Annotated in this window: 15 protein-coding genes; all 15 read right to left on the reverse strand. The window is 41.6% G+C overall.

Annotation, left to right across the window (positions count from 1 at the left end):
• Window positions 1–2: 2 nt before the first annotated feature.
• A complete protein-coding gene (locus AC6I5B_RS13085) occupies window positions 3–785 on the reverse strand; it encodes a sigma-E processing peptidase SpoIIGA (RefSeq protein WP_022251212.1) in 783 nt (260 codons plus the stop codon).
• A 167-nt stretch (window positions 786–952) separates the two neighbouring features.
• Entirely contained in the window at window positions 953–2152 is a 1200-nt protein-coding gene (gene ftsZ / locus AC6I5B_RS13090) for a cell division protein FtsZ (protein WP_022251213.1), read from the reverse strand.
• Between the two features lie 136 nt (window positions 2153–2288).
• Entirely contained in the window at window positions 2289–3071 is a 783-nt protein-coding gene (locus AC6I5B_RS13095) for a cell division protein FtsQ/DivIB (RefSeq protein ID WP_497773390.1), read from the reverse strand.
• A 24-nt stretch (window positions 3072–3095) separates the two neighbouring features.
• Window positions 3096–4181: an FtsW/RodA/SpoVE family cell cycle protein gene (locus AC6I5B_RS13100; protein WP_022251215.1), complete on the reverse strand. Its 1086-nt coding sequence runs from the start codon at window positions 4179–4181 to the stop codon at window positions 3096–3098.
• An 18-nt stretch (window positions 4182–4199) separates the two neighbouring features.
• Window positions 4200–5552, reverse strand: coding sequence for a UDP-N-acetylmuramoyl-L-alanine--D-glutamate ligase (murD, locus tag AC6I5B_RS13105; protein WP_004611112.1), 1353 nt, complete (start codon window positions 5550–5552; stop codon window positions 4200–4202).
• 20 nt (window positions 5553–5572) lie between these two features.
• Window positions 5573–6529, reverse strand: coding sequence for a phospho-N-acetylmuramoyl-pentapeptide-transferase (mraY, locus tag AC6I5B_RS13110; RefSeq protein ID WP_022251217.1), 957 nt, complete (start codon window positions 6527–6529; stop codon window positions 5573–5575).
• A 54-nt stretch (window positions 6530–6583) separates the two neighbouring features.
• The gene (locus AC6I5B_RS13115; protein ID WP_004611114.1) at window positions 6584–8317 is read right to left on the reverse strand and encodes a peptidoglycan D,D-transpeptidase FtsI family protein; all 1734 of its coding nucleotides are present in this window, start codon (window positions 8315–8317) and stop codon (window positions 6584–6586) included.
• Between the two features lie 63 nt (window positions 8318–8380).
• On the reverse strand, window positions 8381–10267 hold the full coding sequence (locus AC6I5B_RS13120) for a peptidoglycan D,D-transpeptidase FtsI family protein (RefSeq protein WP_181989647.1): 1887 nt from the start codon (window positions 10265–10267) through the stop codon (window positions 8381–8383).
• Between the two features lie 7 nt (window positions 10268–10274).
• A complete protein-coding gene (locus AC6I5B_RS13125) occupies window positions 10275–10751 on the reverse strand; it encodes a hypothetical protein (protein ID WP_004611116.1) in 477 nt (158 codons plus the stop codon).
• 63 nt (window positions 10752–10814) lie between these two features.
• The gene (rsmH, locus tag AC6I5B_RS13130; RefSeq protein ID WP_004611117.1) at window positions 10815–11750 is read right to left on the reverse strand and encodes a 16S rRNA (cytosine(1402)-N(4))-methyltransferase RsmH; all 936 of its coding nucleotides are present in this window, start codon (window positions 11748–11750) and stop codon (window positions 10815–10817) included.
• Between the two features lie 26 nt (window positions 11751–11776).
• Complete coding sequence (mraZ, locus tag AC6I5B_RS13135; protein ID WP_022251219.1) at window positions 11777–12214, reverse strand: division/cell wall cluster transcriptional repressor MraZ; 438 nt, start codon at window positions 12212–12214, stop codon at window positions 11777–11779.
• Between the two features lie 207 nt (window positions 12215–12421).
• Window positions 12422–12670, reverse strand: coding sequence for a hypothetical protein (locus tag AC6I5B_RS13140; protein ID WP_004611119.1), 249 nt, complete (start codon window positions 12668–12670; stop codon window positions 12422–12424).
• Window positions 12671–12692: 22 nt separating this feature from the next.
• Window positions 12693–13532: a DegV family protein gene (locus tag AC6I5B_RS13145; RefSeq protein WP_004611120.1), complete on the reverse strand. Its 840-nt coding sequence runs from the start codon at window positions 13530–13532 to the stop codon at window positions 12693–12695.
• Window positions 13533–13621: 89 nt separating this feature from the next.
• On the reverse strand, window positions 13622–14815 hold the full coding sequence (locus tag AC6I5B_RS13150; protein WP_004611121.1) for an FtsW/RodA/SpoVE family cell cycle protein: 1194 nt from the start codon (window positions 14813–14815) through the stop codon (window positions 13622–13624).
• Between the two features lie 7 nt (window positions 14816–14822).
• A complete protein-coding gene (gene asnB, locus AC6I5B_RS13155) occupies window positions 14823–16688 on the reverse strand; it encodes an asparagine synthase (glutamine-hydrolyzing) (RefSeq protein ID WP_004611122.1) in 1866 nt (621 codons plus the stop codon).
• Window positions 16689–16743: the final 55 nt, after the last annotated feature.

Here is a 16743-nt window from a genome sequence, read left to right on the forward strand (position 1 = left end):
TCCTAAAATATGTCAGGATTTAAAATCATCTGATATGTATCTTCTGCCGTAATTTCTTCCTCACTGATTCCAATCAACGGATTTTTAATCCAGTGAATTTCATCATTTTCCACACACATTTTGTCAATCCGCACAACCGGAAGAACCCCTTCCCGCTTTCCGATTGAATGATACGGAACATATCTGATCTTCCCCATTTTTTCTTCTCCCAAAAATTTCATCGCCGTCTTTCTGTCCAATATGCTGACAGGCTCATTTGTGACAGGGTCTCTCAGTCCGTTGCCAGTGTCAATCATGCCTTTTATACAACATTTCTTTTGTCCCAGATACAACTGCGCTCTACATTGATATTGATTCACTCTTTGAACGGAAACGATAAAACTCCATATCCATGTAACAACGTAATATGCAGCGACTGCGACAAGCAGAAACATACTTCCAATCTTTATGTACTGTCTGAAATGCTCCATCACACCTCCCAGCAGGAATCCACCCGTATAAAGCATCAAAAGCGCTTTTACAAAATTTCTCATATCTTTGATCTTAAGCCCTGCTTTGATCATTGCTGTGTTTACAACTACATGGAACAGTATGAATTTCAAAAACGGATGTAAGACCGGTAATATGATGACCAGACACGTCAGAAAAGATCCTGTCATTGCTCCTATACAGATATTACCGTGCGTGGCAGTACACTTTAACATCTTTCGAACTAAAAGCAAAAGTATATAGTCCATCATAAAATTTACCAGGAACAGCACGTCTATATACAATTCATAGTACACGTCCCACCTTCTTTCTCTTTCGACGCAAAATCGATTTGGTACTCAAGCAAAACTCATTATACGGAATGTCCTCCGAAAAATTTGTCAAATACGCTTGGGAAACTGCCCCTTTCGTTCGACAAAAAAAGAGACATGCTCTTGCATATCTCTTTTTATTAATCAATCTCTTATTTTTTCAAAAATGATGGAATCTTAATAGACTGTTCCTTTACATGGCTCGTTGGTGTTCTTGGAACCTGTAATGTAGGCATCGTTCCACCTGCAGTCTTTGGCTGTGCTGCATTCACGGCATCTGCTCCAAGATCAAACTTGTTCGCTGACTGCTGAGCTACAGGAGCTTCCTGTCTTTCTACATTCTGGATAGTCGGCATAACAGTCTTCTCTAATCTTGATTTTAATTTAGAAGCTGTTCCGCCTGTATTATGTAAACCTGTCGCAATAACTGTGATTGTCGCCTCATCTGTCTTTGTATCATCATACATTGCACCGAAAATAATATTAGCTTCTTCGCCTGCAAGATCCTGTACATATTCAGCTGCATCACTTGCATCCATCAATGTGATATCACCTGAAATGTTGATGATAACATGAGATGCACCTGCAATTGTTGTCTCTAAAAGTGGACTGGAAACAGCTTCCTTCACTGCCTCAAGAGCCTTGTCATCTCCCTTTCCATATCCGATACCAATGTGTGCAATACCTTTGTCAAGCATTACTGTCTGCACATCGGCAAAGTCCAAATTGATCAAAGAAGGTACATTGATCAAGTCTGTGATTCCCTGAATACCCTGCTGCAATACCTCGTCTGCCTTCTTCAGCGCGTCCGGCATAGTCGTTCTTCTGTCTACCACTTCAAGCAGCTTGTCGTTCGGGATTACAATCAGTGTATCTACATTCTCTTTGAGCTTTTCAATTCCTGCAAGAGCATTGTTCATACGTGTCTTTGATTCAAAACGGAAAGGTTTTGTAACGACACCAACTGTAAGCGCTCCCTGCTCTTTCGCAATACGTGCAACAACCGGTGTAGCACCTGTACCGGTTCCGCCACCCATACCACATGTCACGAATACCATATCAGCACCTTTCAATGCTGCTGCAATCTCTTCTTCACTTTCTTCTGCTGCTTTTTCACCAATCTCAGGTTTTGCTCCTGCACCGAGACCTTTTGTAAGCTTATCCCCAATCTGCATCAATGTTGGAGCTTTTGCCAACTGTAACGCCTGTTTATCTGTATTAATTGCAATAAATTCAACTCCGGCAATCTGCTCATCGATCATGCGGTTCACCGCATTGTTACCGCCGCCACCGACACCTACTACAATTATTTTTGCTGCTGCTTCTGATTCATTTGTTTTGATTTCTAACAAGAGTTTCTCCTCCTTTGTTTCCCTATTTATCTTATACATCCCTGGATTATACTTTATATGCTTCTTGTCACATAGTTATATAATATCGGCTTTTCCTTAAATAATCAATAGAAACTTTCCTTATTTTTTCATTTTTTTACTCGTTTGTTGTAACTTCTTCTTTAAAACTGATATCTGAACTTGCTTCATTGTAATATTCCATATCGAGCACGCCTGTTTTTCCCTCTAATTTTTCTAAAATAGGTGGAAGCTGAACCACTTTTTCGTCAAAACGGCTTCTTCCAAGATGCACACACACATTTTCAAAGTACAGATCCATGCTGTTGTCTTCCCACACAATGCGATCCGGCTCCAAATCATTTTTCTTTATCTCTTTTGTCAACTCCACAATATAAGAGAATACTTTCTCATTATCCACAGAAAGCTTTTTGTACTGTTCGATCGTTTCGGTTTCCAGTCCTTCTATCACCGGTACCCCATCCATCTTCTCAGTACTTTTCAGAAGCACAAGCCCTTCTTTGTCAAAATATACATACTCATTGTCTGATACTATGCAGCCAATCATCTTTTTCTCTGTCACTTTTACTTTTAATGCCCACGGAGCCGAAAGCCCTACCTCTACTTTTTCCAGATATGGCGGCATCTTATAGGAACCAAACTTAAATTTCCAAAGTGCATACAACGCATTCGAAGTGTATTTATCTTCCCGAACCCACTCTAGCACCTCATTCTTTTCACTGTACTGCGTTCCTTTTACATCTATCTTCTGCACATGAAATAAAATCAATGTAGCTACTACTATGATAGCGATCGTCAGTATCAGCACAACAACCGCATATAAATAATATCCAATTTTACTTTTTTTCTTTTTTCTTTTTTTTCTCGGTCTTTCTTCGATCTCTTCTCTTTCCTGCTCCATCTTTTTCCTCCTGTCGTTTCTTTTCTATTCTATCAGATTCGATACACTCAGGACAAGCCCCATTTCTAATAGAAGAAACATAACCGAAGTTCCCCCATAACTGATAAACGGCAGCGTGATTCCTGTATTTGGTATCGTGTTGGTGACAACTGCAATATTGAGTATGACCTGAATCATCATGTGCGCCATCGCTCCGGACGCGATCAGCGCCCCAAACAAATCTTTTGCATGTGTGGCAATCATAAAAAAACGCCAGATTAAAATCAGAAATAAAAGAATAATAAATGACGCTCCCACAAGACCTAATTCTTCACAGACAATGGAAAAAATCATATCGTTTTGCGCCTCCGGAACAAATCCAAGCTTTTGCACGCTTGCCCCAAGTCCTCTTCCAAAGAGACCTCCCGAGCCAATTGCAAACAATCCCTGCAATGTCTGATAGCCTTTTTCATATTTTTCCGGATTCCTCCAAATTGCCAGCCGTTCCAGTCGATAGCTCTCAAGCGCCAGAAAAATCCCCATAAATCCGGCGCCGCTGACACAGAGCCATACAAACTGTGCATACTTTGGACTTGCCACAAACACAAGCACAGCGCCAATTCCAAGAATAATGATTGCGGTGCTTAAATTACTCGCCCCCACAAGTCCTACGATCGGCAAAATCAGAAGCATGACAAACAGCAAATATCGCATTTGTTTCATTTTTCGCACATTCTTTGTGATCACACATGCCAAGAATAAGATCACTGCAATCTTTGCAAATTCTGAAGGCTGAAATGACAAAGGTCCGAAAGATAACCATCTTTTGGACCCATTATACTCATCACCTACAAGCAAAACAGCTACAGACAGCATTAGCGCCGTAATATATGCCGGCACTGCAAATTTCTGCCAAATATGATAATCGATATTCGCCATAAAAAACATCAGTGCCAGTCCAAGCGCCGTCGCAAATGCCTGTTTTTTCAAATAATAAAACCGATCGTGGAATTTTACCTGTCCGTTGTAGGCACTTGTACTGTACAAAATAACCAACCCTATGATTACCAGCAGGAAAACAACTGCGAGAAGGCTGTAATCATATCCTCTCTTTTTGTTCTGCCGCGTCAATATAAATCCACTCCCCACTTATAGACAATTTACAAGTTCTTTGAATTTATCTCCTCGTTCCTCATAGTTTTTAAACATTCCCCAGCTTGCACATGCCGGCGATAACAAAACTGCATCCCCAGGCTCTGCCGCCTCAATACATTTCTCTACTGCTTCCTCAAAAGAGTCTGCCATAACATATGACACAAATCCAACTCTCTCGGCTGCTTCCGCAATTTTCTCTTTTGTTGCCCCGACTAATACGAGGAGTTTTACCTTCCCGTCAAACGCCTGAATCCATTCCTCGTACTCAGAGTCTTTGTCATATCCGCCGCCGATCAGAACTGTTGGTCGGTTCATCGCCTGAATCCCTTTGATCGCCGCATCCGGATTCGTACCTTTGGAATCATTGTAATATGCAACACCGTCTTTTTCACGCACAAATTCGATCCGGTGCTCCACTCCCGCAAATTCTTTGATCGTCCTGCGGATAACCTCCATCGGTGTCCCATATGCCGCAGCCATAGCAACTGCTGCCATCACATTCTCGTAGTTGTGTGTCCCAAGTAATTTCAGCTCATTTACATTGCAGACCAGGATTTCTTCGTCCTGCCTCAATATAATATTCCCATCATCTAAATAAATCCCTCTGTCTAGTTTACGCTGACTACTGAAATATAGAACATTCGCTTTTACATTTTCTCCAATTTTTCTTGTCACTTCATCTTCGTAATTCAGTACACAAGTATCTTCTTTCGTCTGATTTTTGGCGATATCCTCTTTTGCCTTGATATACGCTTCCATCGTATGATGACGGTTTAGATGATCCGGTGTAATATTTAAAATTGCACTGACTTTCGGGCGAAATTCATGGATTGTCTCCAACTGAAAACTACTCATCTCAGCCACCGCCACGCTGTCCTCTCTCATTTCTAACGCAGCTGCCGTGTATGGATTTCCGATATTTCCAACCACAAATACACTCTCTTTATAGTTCTTCATAATCTCTCCCAAAAGTGCAGTCGTCGTCGTCTTTCCATTGGTTCCTGTGATTGCAAGCACATCGCCTTTTCCATATGTATAGGCAAGCTCGACCTCTCCCCAGATCGGAATTCCCATATCACGCATCTTTAAGACAACCGGAAGGTCTGTAGGCACTCCAGGACTCATCACAACAAGATCAAGCGTCTCCATAACCTCCTCTGAAAGTTCTCCCAAAATGATTTCTGCTTTTGTATCGTCACCAAGCTGTGCTTTTAACACTTCTTTGTCGAGTGTCTCTTTTCCGTCATATAAAACAACCGATGCTCCAACCTGTTCTAATAATTTTCCTGCTCCGATTCCGCTGATTCCAGAACCAAATACAAGTACTTTTTTATTTTTCATATCCATATCGTTCCTCCTGCATTTTTCTATATCGCCATAAGTGCAATAAGACATAAGATTGCCGTAACAATCGAAAACACGGCCACAACCCTCGTCTCAGACCAGCCACAAAGTTCAAAATGATGATGGATTGGCGCCATTTTAAAAATGCGCTTTCCACCGGTCTTTTTAAAATAAGTTACCTGAATCATTACCGACAGTACTTCAATCAGGTAAATCAACCCTACAATCGCTATAAAAAACGGCATCTGCAGCATATAAGCCGTCGATGCGACAAAGCCCCCAAGCGCAAGAGAACCTGTATCCCCCATAAACACACTCGCCGGATATACATTGAACAACAAAAATCCAAGCAACGCGCCCACGACTGCACAAGTAATCGGTTCAATCCCGCTTTTTGTTCCAATTGCCACAACTGTAAAAAACGTTGCCACCAAAACCGTCACACTGGATGCAAGACCATCCAGTCCGTCTGTGAAATTCACTCCATTGACCGTTCCAATCACTACAACAAACAAAAGCGGAAGCGCAAAAATTCCCCAATCCAAATATTTTCCTTCCGAAAACGGAATCAGCCATGTGAGCGGCACATCTGTAAACCGAACAATATAATAAGCAAATATTCCCGTCACCAAAATCTGCAGTGCCATTTTCTGCTTTGGATACAGTCCGTCAGACCGTCTCATCACAACTTTCAAATAATCATCTAAAAATCCGATCATCCCAAATCCAAGTGTCACAAACAAAATCGGAATCACTTTCGGGTAATCTTTTATATAAATCAGAGACGTCAAAACGATACTCGCAAGAATGATCACGCCTCCCATTGTCGGCGTCCCCGCTTTCTTTAAGTGTGACTGCACACCTTCTTCTCGCTCTGTCTGCCCCATCTTCAACTTTCTAAGTATCGGGATCACAACCGGTCCCATAATCACACTCAAAGCAAATGACACCAGTACCGGTATCACCATTTTATAATCCATACCACACCTCTTCATCTCTTTAGTTATTCTTCTATAACCTTATACAGTATACAACTATTCCCCTTCCTTTTCAATCCCCAGATACGGCAGGATATTTTCAAAAATGTCCTTCACAACCGGCGCCGCAATGGTACCTCCATAATAGATTCCCTGTGGATCATGTATGACAATCATTGCCAGCACCTGCGGATTATCTGCCGGTGCAAATCCGATGAATGAGGAAATATATTTCTTTGCACTTCTCGGAAGTGTCTGAGACGTAGCTGTCTTTCCGCCGATTTTGTATCCTTCAATATAAGCATTCTTTCCTGAACCTTCCGACACGACGCTTTCTAATATCGTCCGCATCGTCTCCGACGTCTCTTCTGACACCACATTTTTTCGTTCCTTATACTCAAATATTTTCTCATGCTTTTCCTGTTCATTAATCACTTTCACCCCAAAATGCGGAGTCACTCTCCTGCCACCGTTAATCAGAGAACTGACCGTGGTTGCCATCTGAATCGGTGTAATCTGAAATGACTGTCCAAAAGTCATCGTTGCCAGTTCCACCAACCCGACATTTTCTTTTTTATGCGTAATTGTTCCCGCCTCCCCCGGAAGATCTACTCCCGTCTTATCCATCAGCCCAAACTGCTTAAAATAATCATAGTATTTATCTACCCCAAGACGAAGTCCGATGTCGATAAATACAGGATTGCAAGAATTTTGTACTCCCTGCACAAAGGTCTCAGACCCATGTCCGCCGACCTTATGACATCGAATTTTTCGATCCTCTACAATCCGGTAGCCCGGACAGTGAAACGTATCGTCAAGCTTCACTACCCCTTCTTCCAGACACGCAGATGATGTAATAATTTTAAATGTAGATCCCGGTTCATACGTGTCATTGATACAGCCGTTTCTCCACATTTGATTCAGAAGATCCTGTTTTTCTTCCGCTTTCACACTTTCATCAGATACCCCTGTCGTCTCTAAGGAAAAAGGATCATTCAAATTAAACTCAGGCACATTCACCATTGACAGGATTTCCCCATTTTGCGGATTCATAACCAGAACAGACACCCGGTCTGCCGCCTTTTCTTCCATCACTTTTTCCGCCGCCTGCTGTGCATATTTCTGAATATTATAATCCAGACTAATCTGCAATGTATTTCCCGGAATTGCCTCTTTTCGATCCTCCGCGATTCCCTCCAGCTCAATTCCTCTCGCATCGGTTGTTGTCAAAATCATGCCATTGATCCCCTTTAGATACTCCTCATATTTCACTTCAAGACCGATAATCCCCTGATTATCTCCTCCTGTAAATCCAAGCACCTTTGAGGCAAGTTCATCATATGGATAATAGCGTTTAAAATCTTCATCCACCTTCACTCCGTCCAGCTCATATTCCCGTATCCGATCACCTATCTCCTTGTCTACATTCGTCTTGACACGCTCCATAGAAGAAACCTTTTCCACACGCTTGCGGACGATTTCCGGTTCAAGTTCCAATTCCTCTGATAATACCCGAATTACCTTTTCTTTGTCTTTGATCTGACTGTGGATTACGGAAATGGTACACACCGTCTTATTGGTTGCAAGCACTGTCCCATTCCGATCAATAATTTCTCCCCTCGCCGCCTTGATTTCTCGTTCTCTTTCGTGCAGCGCTTCTGCTTTCTCCTGATAATATTCTGCGTCAAATATCATCAGATATACAAGTCTCCCAATCAGTCCAAGCAACACAAGCATCGCACATACAAAGACGACCATAATCTTTTTACGGTTATACGTCTTATTTTTCATATAAAAAACCTCATAAAAGTTATTGTTATAATTTATTAACGCTTTTATGAGGTTATTCTACCTTTATTCTTCTGTACTTTCTGTTGCTTTCGTAATGTTCAAATACGGAAATGCTTCCGTCATAATATTTCTCGCCAAATCTGTCACATAACTGCTGTTTGCCTGATTCTCCACATTTGGCTCATCAATGATGACATATACAAGCACTTCCGGATTATCTACCGGCGCAAATCCCATATAAGAAAGCAGATGCTTACCACTTGTTCGCGGAATTTTCTGTGCCGTTCCGGTTTTCGCACCGATGTCATATCCTTCCACCTGTGCATTTTTTCCGGTTCCTTCCGTCATTGTTTTTCTCATATATTCTCTCAGCGTCTTGCTGGTTTCTTCCGAGATGGTCTTTTTTAACAATACCGGATCTTTGTTTTCAATGATATTTCCATTCTCGTCCTGAATTTGTTTCACAATATGTGGCTCATAATAATTTCCACCATTGATCAGAGACGAAAATCCTGCTACCATCTGAGTTGCTGTCACGGTAAAACTCTGTCCGAATGAACTTGTCGCAAGATCAATCTGTTTCATATCTTCTGCAGAAAAAAGAAGTCCCTCTGCTTCTCCCGGAAGATCGATTCCGGTTGTCTCTCCAAAACCAAAAATACTCTGATATTTTACAAAGTCTTCTACACCAATTGTCTCTGCCATCTGCATAAGCGCAACGTTGCAGGAATTGGCTATCGCATCTTCTATTGTCTGAATGCCGTGTCCGCTTAACTTATGACATTTTACAGGACTTGGATATCCCGGAATCATCAATGAACCTGTACAATTGTAGGTTTCATTTCCTGTAAGCTTTCCGGTCTCAAGCCCTGCTGCAACGGTAAACGGCTTCATCGTCGAGCCCGGCTCAAATGCATCACTTACACAGAAATTCTTCCAAAGTGAATTCATCGCATCGAGCTTTTCTTCATCTGTCATTGCATCCAATTCTTCCTGAGTATAGTACGCAGACAAATCTCTTGGATTATTCAAATCGTAATTTGGATAAGATGCCTCAGCCAAAATCTCTCCGGTATTCGGGTTTGCAATGATAACAGCTGTATTCAGACTGCCTTGTGCATTCTCATCTTCCCCACCTTTATGTTCATCGTTGAACGCTTTGATATGTTTCTCCACAATGCTTTGCAGTGTGACATCAATTGTAGACACAATTGTGTTGCCATTGATTGCAGATTTCACGGTGCGCTCCAGTGAAGAATCCGAATCCAGATATCCATATTCCCTTCCATCTGTCCCATTCAAAATACTGTTATAAGATGCTTCCAGCCCCCCGTTCCCAACATTTCCGGACACGGTAAAGCCGATTACATCCGATGCAAGCGTGTTGTACGGATACGTTCTCACATAATCCTCTTCCAGCCACACTCCCGAAATATATGCATACTCTTCTTTGCCATCTTCATTTTCTTCCATCGCTTCAAACGCCTGTGCCTGTGCATATGTGGCGCCTTTGAGCATAATGTTGTAACGCCCGTCCGGATTTTCCTCAATTACTTTGTCGACCGCTTCTTCCGTTATGCCAAAGCACTCTTCAAGCGCCTTCTTCGTCTGACTGATCGTTTTGTTCTTTTTCTTCTCATCCTCAGATGCCAGCATGACCTTTGCATCCAAAATCACATTGTAAACACGTTCACTCGTTGCGATTTTCGTTCCGTTTCGATCCAAAATATCCCCTCTTTTAAACGGAATCACTCTACTGTCATACTGTTGCTGTTCCAATACAATTTTTGTATATTTTTCGCCATTTGCTGCATTGATATACGTAATTCTTCCAATTAAGAAAACAAAAGCTAGTATGATTGCCCCAAACAACATTACTAGCTTTTTTTGCATCTTTTTGGGAAACTTCTGTCTCGTATATCGCACTCCTCGTTTTTTCTTTGACATCATTTCACCCTTATTTTTCTACTTTATCTGAACCTGCAAGAACACCGCTTTTCGGTATATCTTCATATTGTTTTACTGTGTTGCTTGTCGGACTTTTGTACTTGATGATCTGCTCTGGGCTGGCATACACCATTCCCAGTTCATTGATTGCTTTCTCCCTGATTTCTTCCAGATTGACCGAATTCAAAACAGCATTATATCTCGTTGTATTGTCTTCTTTTAAATCTGCAAGCTCTTCCTGAAGAGACGCAATATTTCTTGAGCGACTGGTAATTTCAGACTGCAGCTTTAAATATCCTGTACAGACAATCAATGCCGCAATTGCTGCAATCGCCAAAAACACAACATATCCGGCACTCATATGTAATGCCTTATTTCTATTCTTCCGCACCTGCCGGCTTGTCTGCCTGGGCTTGTCCGGAGAAATATGTTCTTTTGTCTTTGGAAGTGTTTCTTTTCGTATGGTATTTCCATATACATATGCCATATCACTCACCCCATTTCTGATTATTTATCTCCCTGTTACTTTCATTAAATTATAAGCCCTGCACTATGTGCGCTCAAAGATACGCAGCTTTGCGCTTTTTGATCGGCTGTTCTCCTCTAACTCTTCTGCACTTGGCAAAATTGGTTTTCTTGTAATAACTCTCCCCTTCGACTCATTCCCGCATACACATACCGGAAAATGAGGCGGACAGGTACATGGGTTCTCATTCTTCCTGAAAATCCCTTTTACAATCCTGTCTTCTAATGAATGGAAGGTAATGATACATATCCTTCCATCTTTATTCAATAACTCAATCATGTCATCCAGACTTTCTCTCAGCACTTCCAGCTCCCTGTTCAATTCAATACGAATTGCCTGAAAGGTTCTCTTTGCAGGATGTCCTGCTGTTTTTTGAAATTTCATCGGTATGGCACGTTTGATGATCTCTATCAATTGTCCGGTAGTTTCGATAGGACCTTTTTCTCTCTCCAGCACAATATGCTTTGCAATATTTTTCGCAAATTTATCTTCCCCATAATCACGAATAATCCGAAAAAGATCCATCTCACTATATTCATTGACGATGTCTTTGGCCGTCATCTTCTGACGCCTATCCATTCTCATGTCCAAAGGAGCATCTACCCGATAGGAAAATCCCCGTTCTGCCGTATCCAGTTGATAGGAGGATACGCCCAAATCAAGCACAATCCCATCTACCTTGTCAATGCCTAATTCTTGAAGCTTCGACTTCATATCACAATAGTTGCTTCTGACTATCGTAACTCTCTCCCCGAAGTCGATTAGTCGGCTGCCCGCTGCCTCTATCGCAGCTTCGTCCTGATCTATTCCTATAAATCTCCCCTTGTTGTTTAAATGCTTACACACTTCATAAGCGTGTCCGCCGCCACCAAGCGTTCCATCTACGTAAATGCCATCTGGCTTGATGTTCAGACCATTTACTGTCTCTTCTAACAATACTGATTTATGCTCAAATACCATAATTACCTCCAAATGTAGTCAAAGCCTTAGATTCCAAGTCCTAACTCCTCCATCTGACTTGCGATCTCGTCCATATCTTCTTCTACAACAGCATTATTTTCATCCCATTTTGCTTTATCCCAAATTTCCACTCGATCTAGCACTCCTACTAAAACGACTTCCTTTTCCAATCCCGCAAAAGTTCTGAGGGCAGAAGAGATTAATACCCTGCCTTGTTTATCAAGGCCGCCATCCACTGCACTTCCCAAAAAGAAACGTGTGAAAGTTCTGGCGTTTTTATTTGTCAGCGGTAAGGTTCTTAGCTTTTCTTCAAAGATTTTCCATTCATTATTTGGGTACAGGAACAGGCAACCATCCAATCCTTTTGTGATGACAAAGTCTTCACCCAGGATATCACGAAATTTAGAAGGGATAATTAATCTGCCCTTCGCATCGATACTGTGATTAAATTCTCCTGTCAACAATGAAAACACCTTCTTTCGAAATGGTACTGCCACTTGTCTACCATTTCACACCACTATTCACCACTTTCTACCACCTAAAACCATTGTAAACTACTTTTCCTGCCATTTCAAGCATTTTTTATAAGTTTGTGTAAACCTTTCACAAACTTTTCACAAACTTTTCTTCCATAATAAAAAAGAACTGACACGCAGTTCTTTTTTCATTCTCTATTCTGTCTCTGTTCCGTTCAAACTATCTATATAAGAGTCAATCGCACTGTAATCTACTTCTGCTGTCTGGCGCGGTCTGCTGCTTTCATACATGCTATATGCAGAATATCCAATCCATCCAACCAAGCCGAGTGCTACTATTCCTACTACACATTTTCTAAAAAAATGCTTTCTCTTTTCTTTCTTCATCATCGCTTTTCGGTTTGCTTTTTCTTCCTTGTAACGTGACACTTTTTCCTGACTCATCTTTCATCCTCCGTCCGCTTTCTTATATTGAGACAATAATTCCTCCGTCGCTTGCATACATGGAACTGATTCCCTTTGTGTCAAGTATGATAACATCTCTCACATGAATCTTTTCCTCAATCATCTTTCTCACATCATTGGCACGTTCTTTGCAATTGCAATGGGCAATCGCAAGTATCTTATTCTCCGGATCTTCAACCTTTTCAACAAGAGTATCCACAAGCTTTACAAGCGCTTTCTTCATTCCTCTCGCCTGACCAATCTGATAAATAGTTCCCTCTTCTGAACCGCCCATAACTGGCTTAATATTCAACGCTGATGCCACAAGCGCTTTCACACCGCTTAGCCGTCCATTCTTGCGAAGCGTCTCTAATGATTCTAACACAAAATATGTATTTTGTCTCGCTATAAATTTTTCTACAGCTGCGATAACCTGTTCAAATTCCATTCCCTGCTCTTCGCATTCTGCAATCTTCTGTGCGATTAATGTCTCCCCGATTGAAGCGGAACGGGAATTAAATACATAAATCTGCTTTTCGCCATGTTCTTCTGTGTATAAATTCTTCCCTAAAACCGCACTGTTATAGGAACCGCTCAGTTCTGCCGACAATGTCACTGCATATACACGCTGTGCATCACACTGATAACTTTCCATATATCGTTCCGGGGATGGGCAGGATGATTTTGGGCATTCCGGACTTTCTGACACTCTTTTTAAAAAATCTGCCTGATCAAATGTCTCATCATCTACAATATGATGTCCTCCCACTTCTATACCTAGGGCAACACTTTCAAAAATCCCGCTCTCTTTCATCTCTTTTGTCAATTCGCCGCAGCTGTCTACAATAATTTTATAACTCATCAATCTTTTCCTCCAAAGCACCGTACGATATAGTTTTAAATACTACATATTATTATATCATATTTATGTATATTTGAAAAGACCTTTCTTTATTCTTCAAACCGAATACGACTTGACACACCAAGAGCGATTCCCATCTCTATCATCAAAAACAAAATCGAAGTCCCCCCATAGCTGATGAACGGGAGTGTAATTCCTGTTGTCGGAATCAGATTCAGCACAACACACACATTAAAAATAACCTGTAATGCAATGTGTGCAAAAATTCCAATCACGATCAAAGATCCATATAGATCCGGAGCATTCTGTGCAATAAACAACAACCGGTACAACAGTATTGCAAACAATACCAATACGATAATCGCTCCAAATACGCCTAGCTCCTCGCAGATAATAGCCAGAATCATATCATTTTGTACTTCCGGAATAATCATCTTCTGCGCACTGTTTCCCAGCCCTTTCCCAAAAAATCCGCCGGAACCAATCGCATAAAGCCCCTGCACAACCTGAAGTCCGCCATCTGAGGCATATTTCTCCGGATCCAGCCACACAAGAATCCTCTCCATACGAAAACTCCCACTTGATTCCAGATACTCGCCTAAAAGGTGAAGTCCCGCATATCCAACAATACAGGCAGCAATTCCAAGTACAACAATAGGAGCTGATTTCGGATAGACAATGATCAGCATAATGCTCACAATTCCAAGCACGATGATTCCCGTACTCATGTTATCTGTCAGCTTATACACTCCGAGCGCAGCTGCCACTCCCCACGCAAATATCTTAAGCGCCTCCTTTGGTTGTTTCACCTTGCTTCCCGCCTGACAAATCAGGTATGGGATAAATAGGATAATTGCGATCTTCATCACTTCTGAAGGCTGCATCTGCTGCCCAAGCGGCAGTCTGATCCACCTTCTTGCACCGTACACCTCAATTCCAAGAGGCGTGAGCACCAGCGCCATCAGGACAAACGCCACAATATACAAAATCTTTGAACGCTTTGCATACCAGTGATAGTTAATCTTCGCAACTACGAGCATCACGAACACACTCGCCAGACTGATCAGCGCCTGACGTTTAAAAAAATACATGCTGTCCCCATATTTAATCTGCGCACGATAAGAGCTTGTACTATAAAGCATGACAAGCCCAAAGCACATGAGAAAAATGACAATTGCCAGCAGACTGTAATCGAAATACTGAACAACACCTTCTTCTACCTGCTTTTTTTCTTTTCGTTTTTCCCTTTGTTTTTTACGAGTAGTCACATTTACACTCCCCATCGAATTCTTACTGCCCGTTATTCATAGATGGATGTATCGGTTTCCCATTTGCAAAATATCTGTCATACCACAATAAGAAAATATATACCGTCCATATCTTACGGCTGTTATCCTGCTTTCCTGCTTTATGTTCTTCCAAAAGTTTCAGAAGATACGATACATTAAAGAACTGTTGTGCTTCTTTTGATGAAAATTGCGTTTTTACCCTATTATAATATTTCTCTTCCTTGAGCCATACACGAATCGGAATCGGGAAACCAAGTTTTTTCTTTTCTGCAGTCTTGCTGCGAATGACTCTCTCCGCTGCCGCACGAAGCGCAATCTTCGTCTTTGGCGCGTCCACCTTATACTGAAGCGGAAGCGTCTGCGCCAATTCCAGCACTTGTTTATCCAAAAATGGGACACGCACTTCCAAAGAGTTTGCCATTCCCATCTTGTCCCCTTTCATCAGGATATCATGCACAAGCCAGAGATGAATGTCCAGGTACTGCATCTTTGTGACCGGATCTTTTCCTTTTACTCTCTCATAGATCGGAGCAGTCACTTTCATGCAACCCGGTTCAAATCCTTTTTTAATCGCTTTCTTCGCCTCTTTTTCTGTAAATATCTTCGCATTTCCAATATAACGCTCTTCTAGCGTTTTTCCGTGACGCATCAAAAATCCGCGTCCCTTCATCGACCTTGGCATGCAGTTTTCCGCAAATGCCCCTAACATCCTGCGGATAAATAACGGCACTTTGTTAAATCCGGTGTACTCAAGAGGCTCACAATAAATATTATATCCACCGAACAACTCATCTGAACCTTCTCCTGACAGAACTACTTTTACCTTTTTGGCGGCCTCCTTACTCAAAAAGTAAAGCGCAATCGCTGCCGGATCCGCCACAGGCTCGTCCATATAATACATAATATCAGAAAGCGCATCCCAATACTCATCCGGTTCAATAATCTTGCTGTCGTTCTTCATATGAATACTCTTTGCAAATTCTTTTGCATCATGAATCTCACTGTATTTCTCTTCCCCAAATCCGACTGTGAACGTGCGGTCAACCTGTCCTAAATAAGCCATGTAGCTGGAGTCCACACCGCTTGAAAGATAAGATCCAACCTCCACATCACTGATCTTATGCATCTCTACAGACTCTTTCATCACTTTCTCGATTTCATCCACAACCTCATCAAATGACTTGTCCGTATCTCCTGTAAAATTCGGTTCAAAGTATCTTGTAACCTCAAGCTTTCCATCCTCGTAAGTAAAATAATGTCCCGGCTGGAGACAATATACCCCTTTAAAAAAGGTCTCATTTGTAGGCACAAACTGGAATGATAAATAATTTCCCAGTGCCTCCTCATTAAATACTTTATCGAATTTCGGGTGTTCCACAAACGATTTGATCTCGGAACCAAATAAAAAACTTCCGTTCATCTGTGCATAGTAAAATGGTTTGATACCGAAAATATCTCTCGCGCCAAACATTTTTTTCTTTTCTCTGTCCCAAATTACAAACCCATACATTCCACGAAGACGGTCAACCAACGCTTCTCCCCACTCCTCATATCCATGAAGAAGTGTCTCTGAATCGGTATGTGTCTTAAACTCATGTCCCGCCTCAATTAATTTTTCTCTCAATTCCTGATAATTATAAATTTCTCCATTAAATACCAGTACTTTTGTTCTATCTTCATTATACAGCGGCTGGTCACCTGTCGAAGAGATATCGATGATACTCAAGCGTCGAAATCCAAGCGCTGCATCGTCATCTAAAAACGTCCCTGCACTGTCTGGTCCACGATGTACAATGGTATTCATCATATTTTCAAGCACCTGTTCTTTATTCTCGATTGCTCCTACAAATCCTGTAAATCCGCACATGTATTGTTCTCCTTCTATTTTCCTTCTGTTTCATTCTTGCTGTCTTTTGTTCACG

The organism is Faecalimonas nexilis (genome assembly GCF_059731825.1).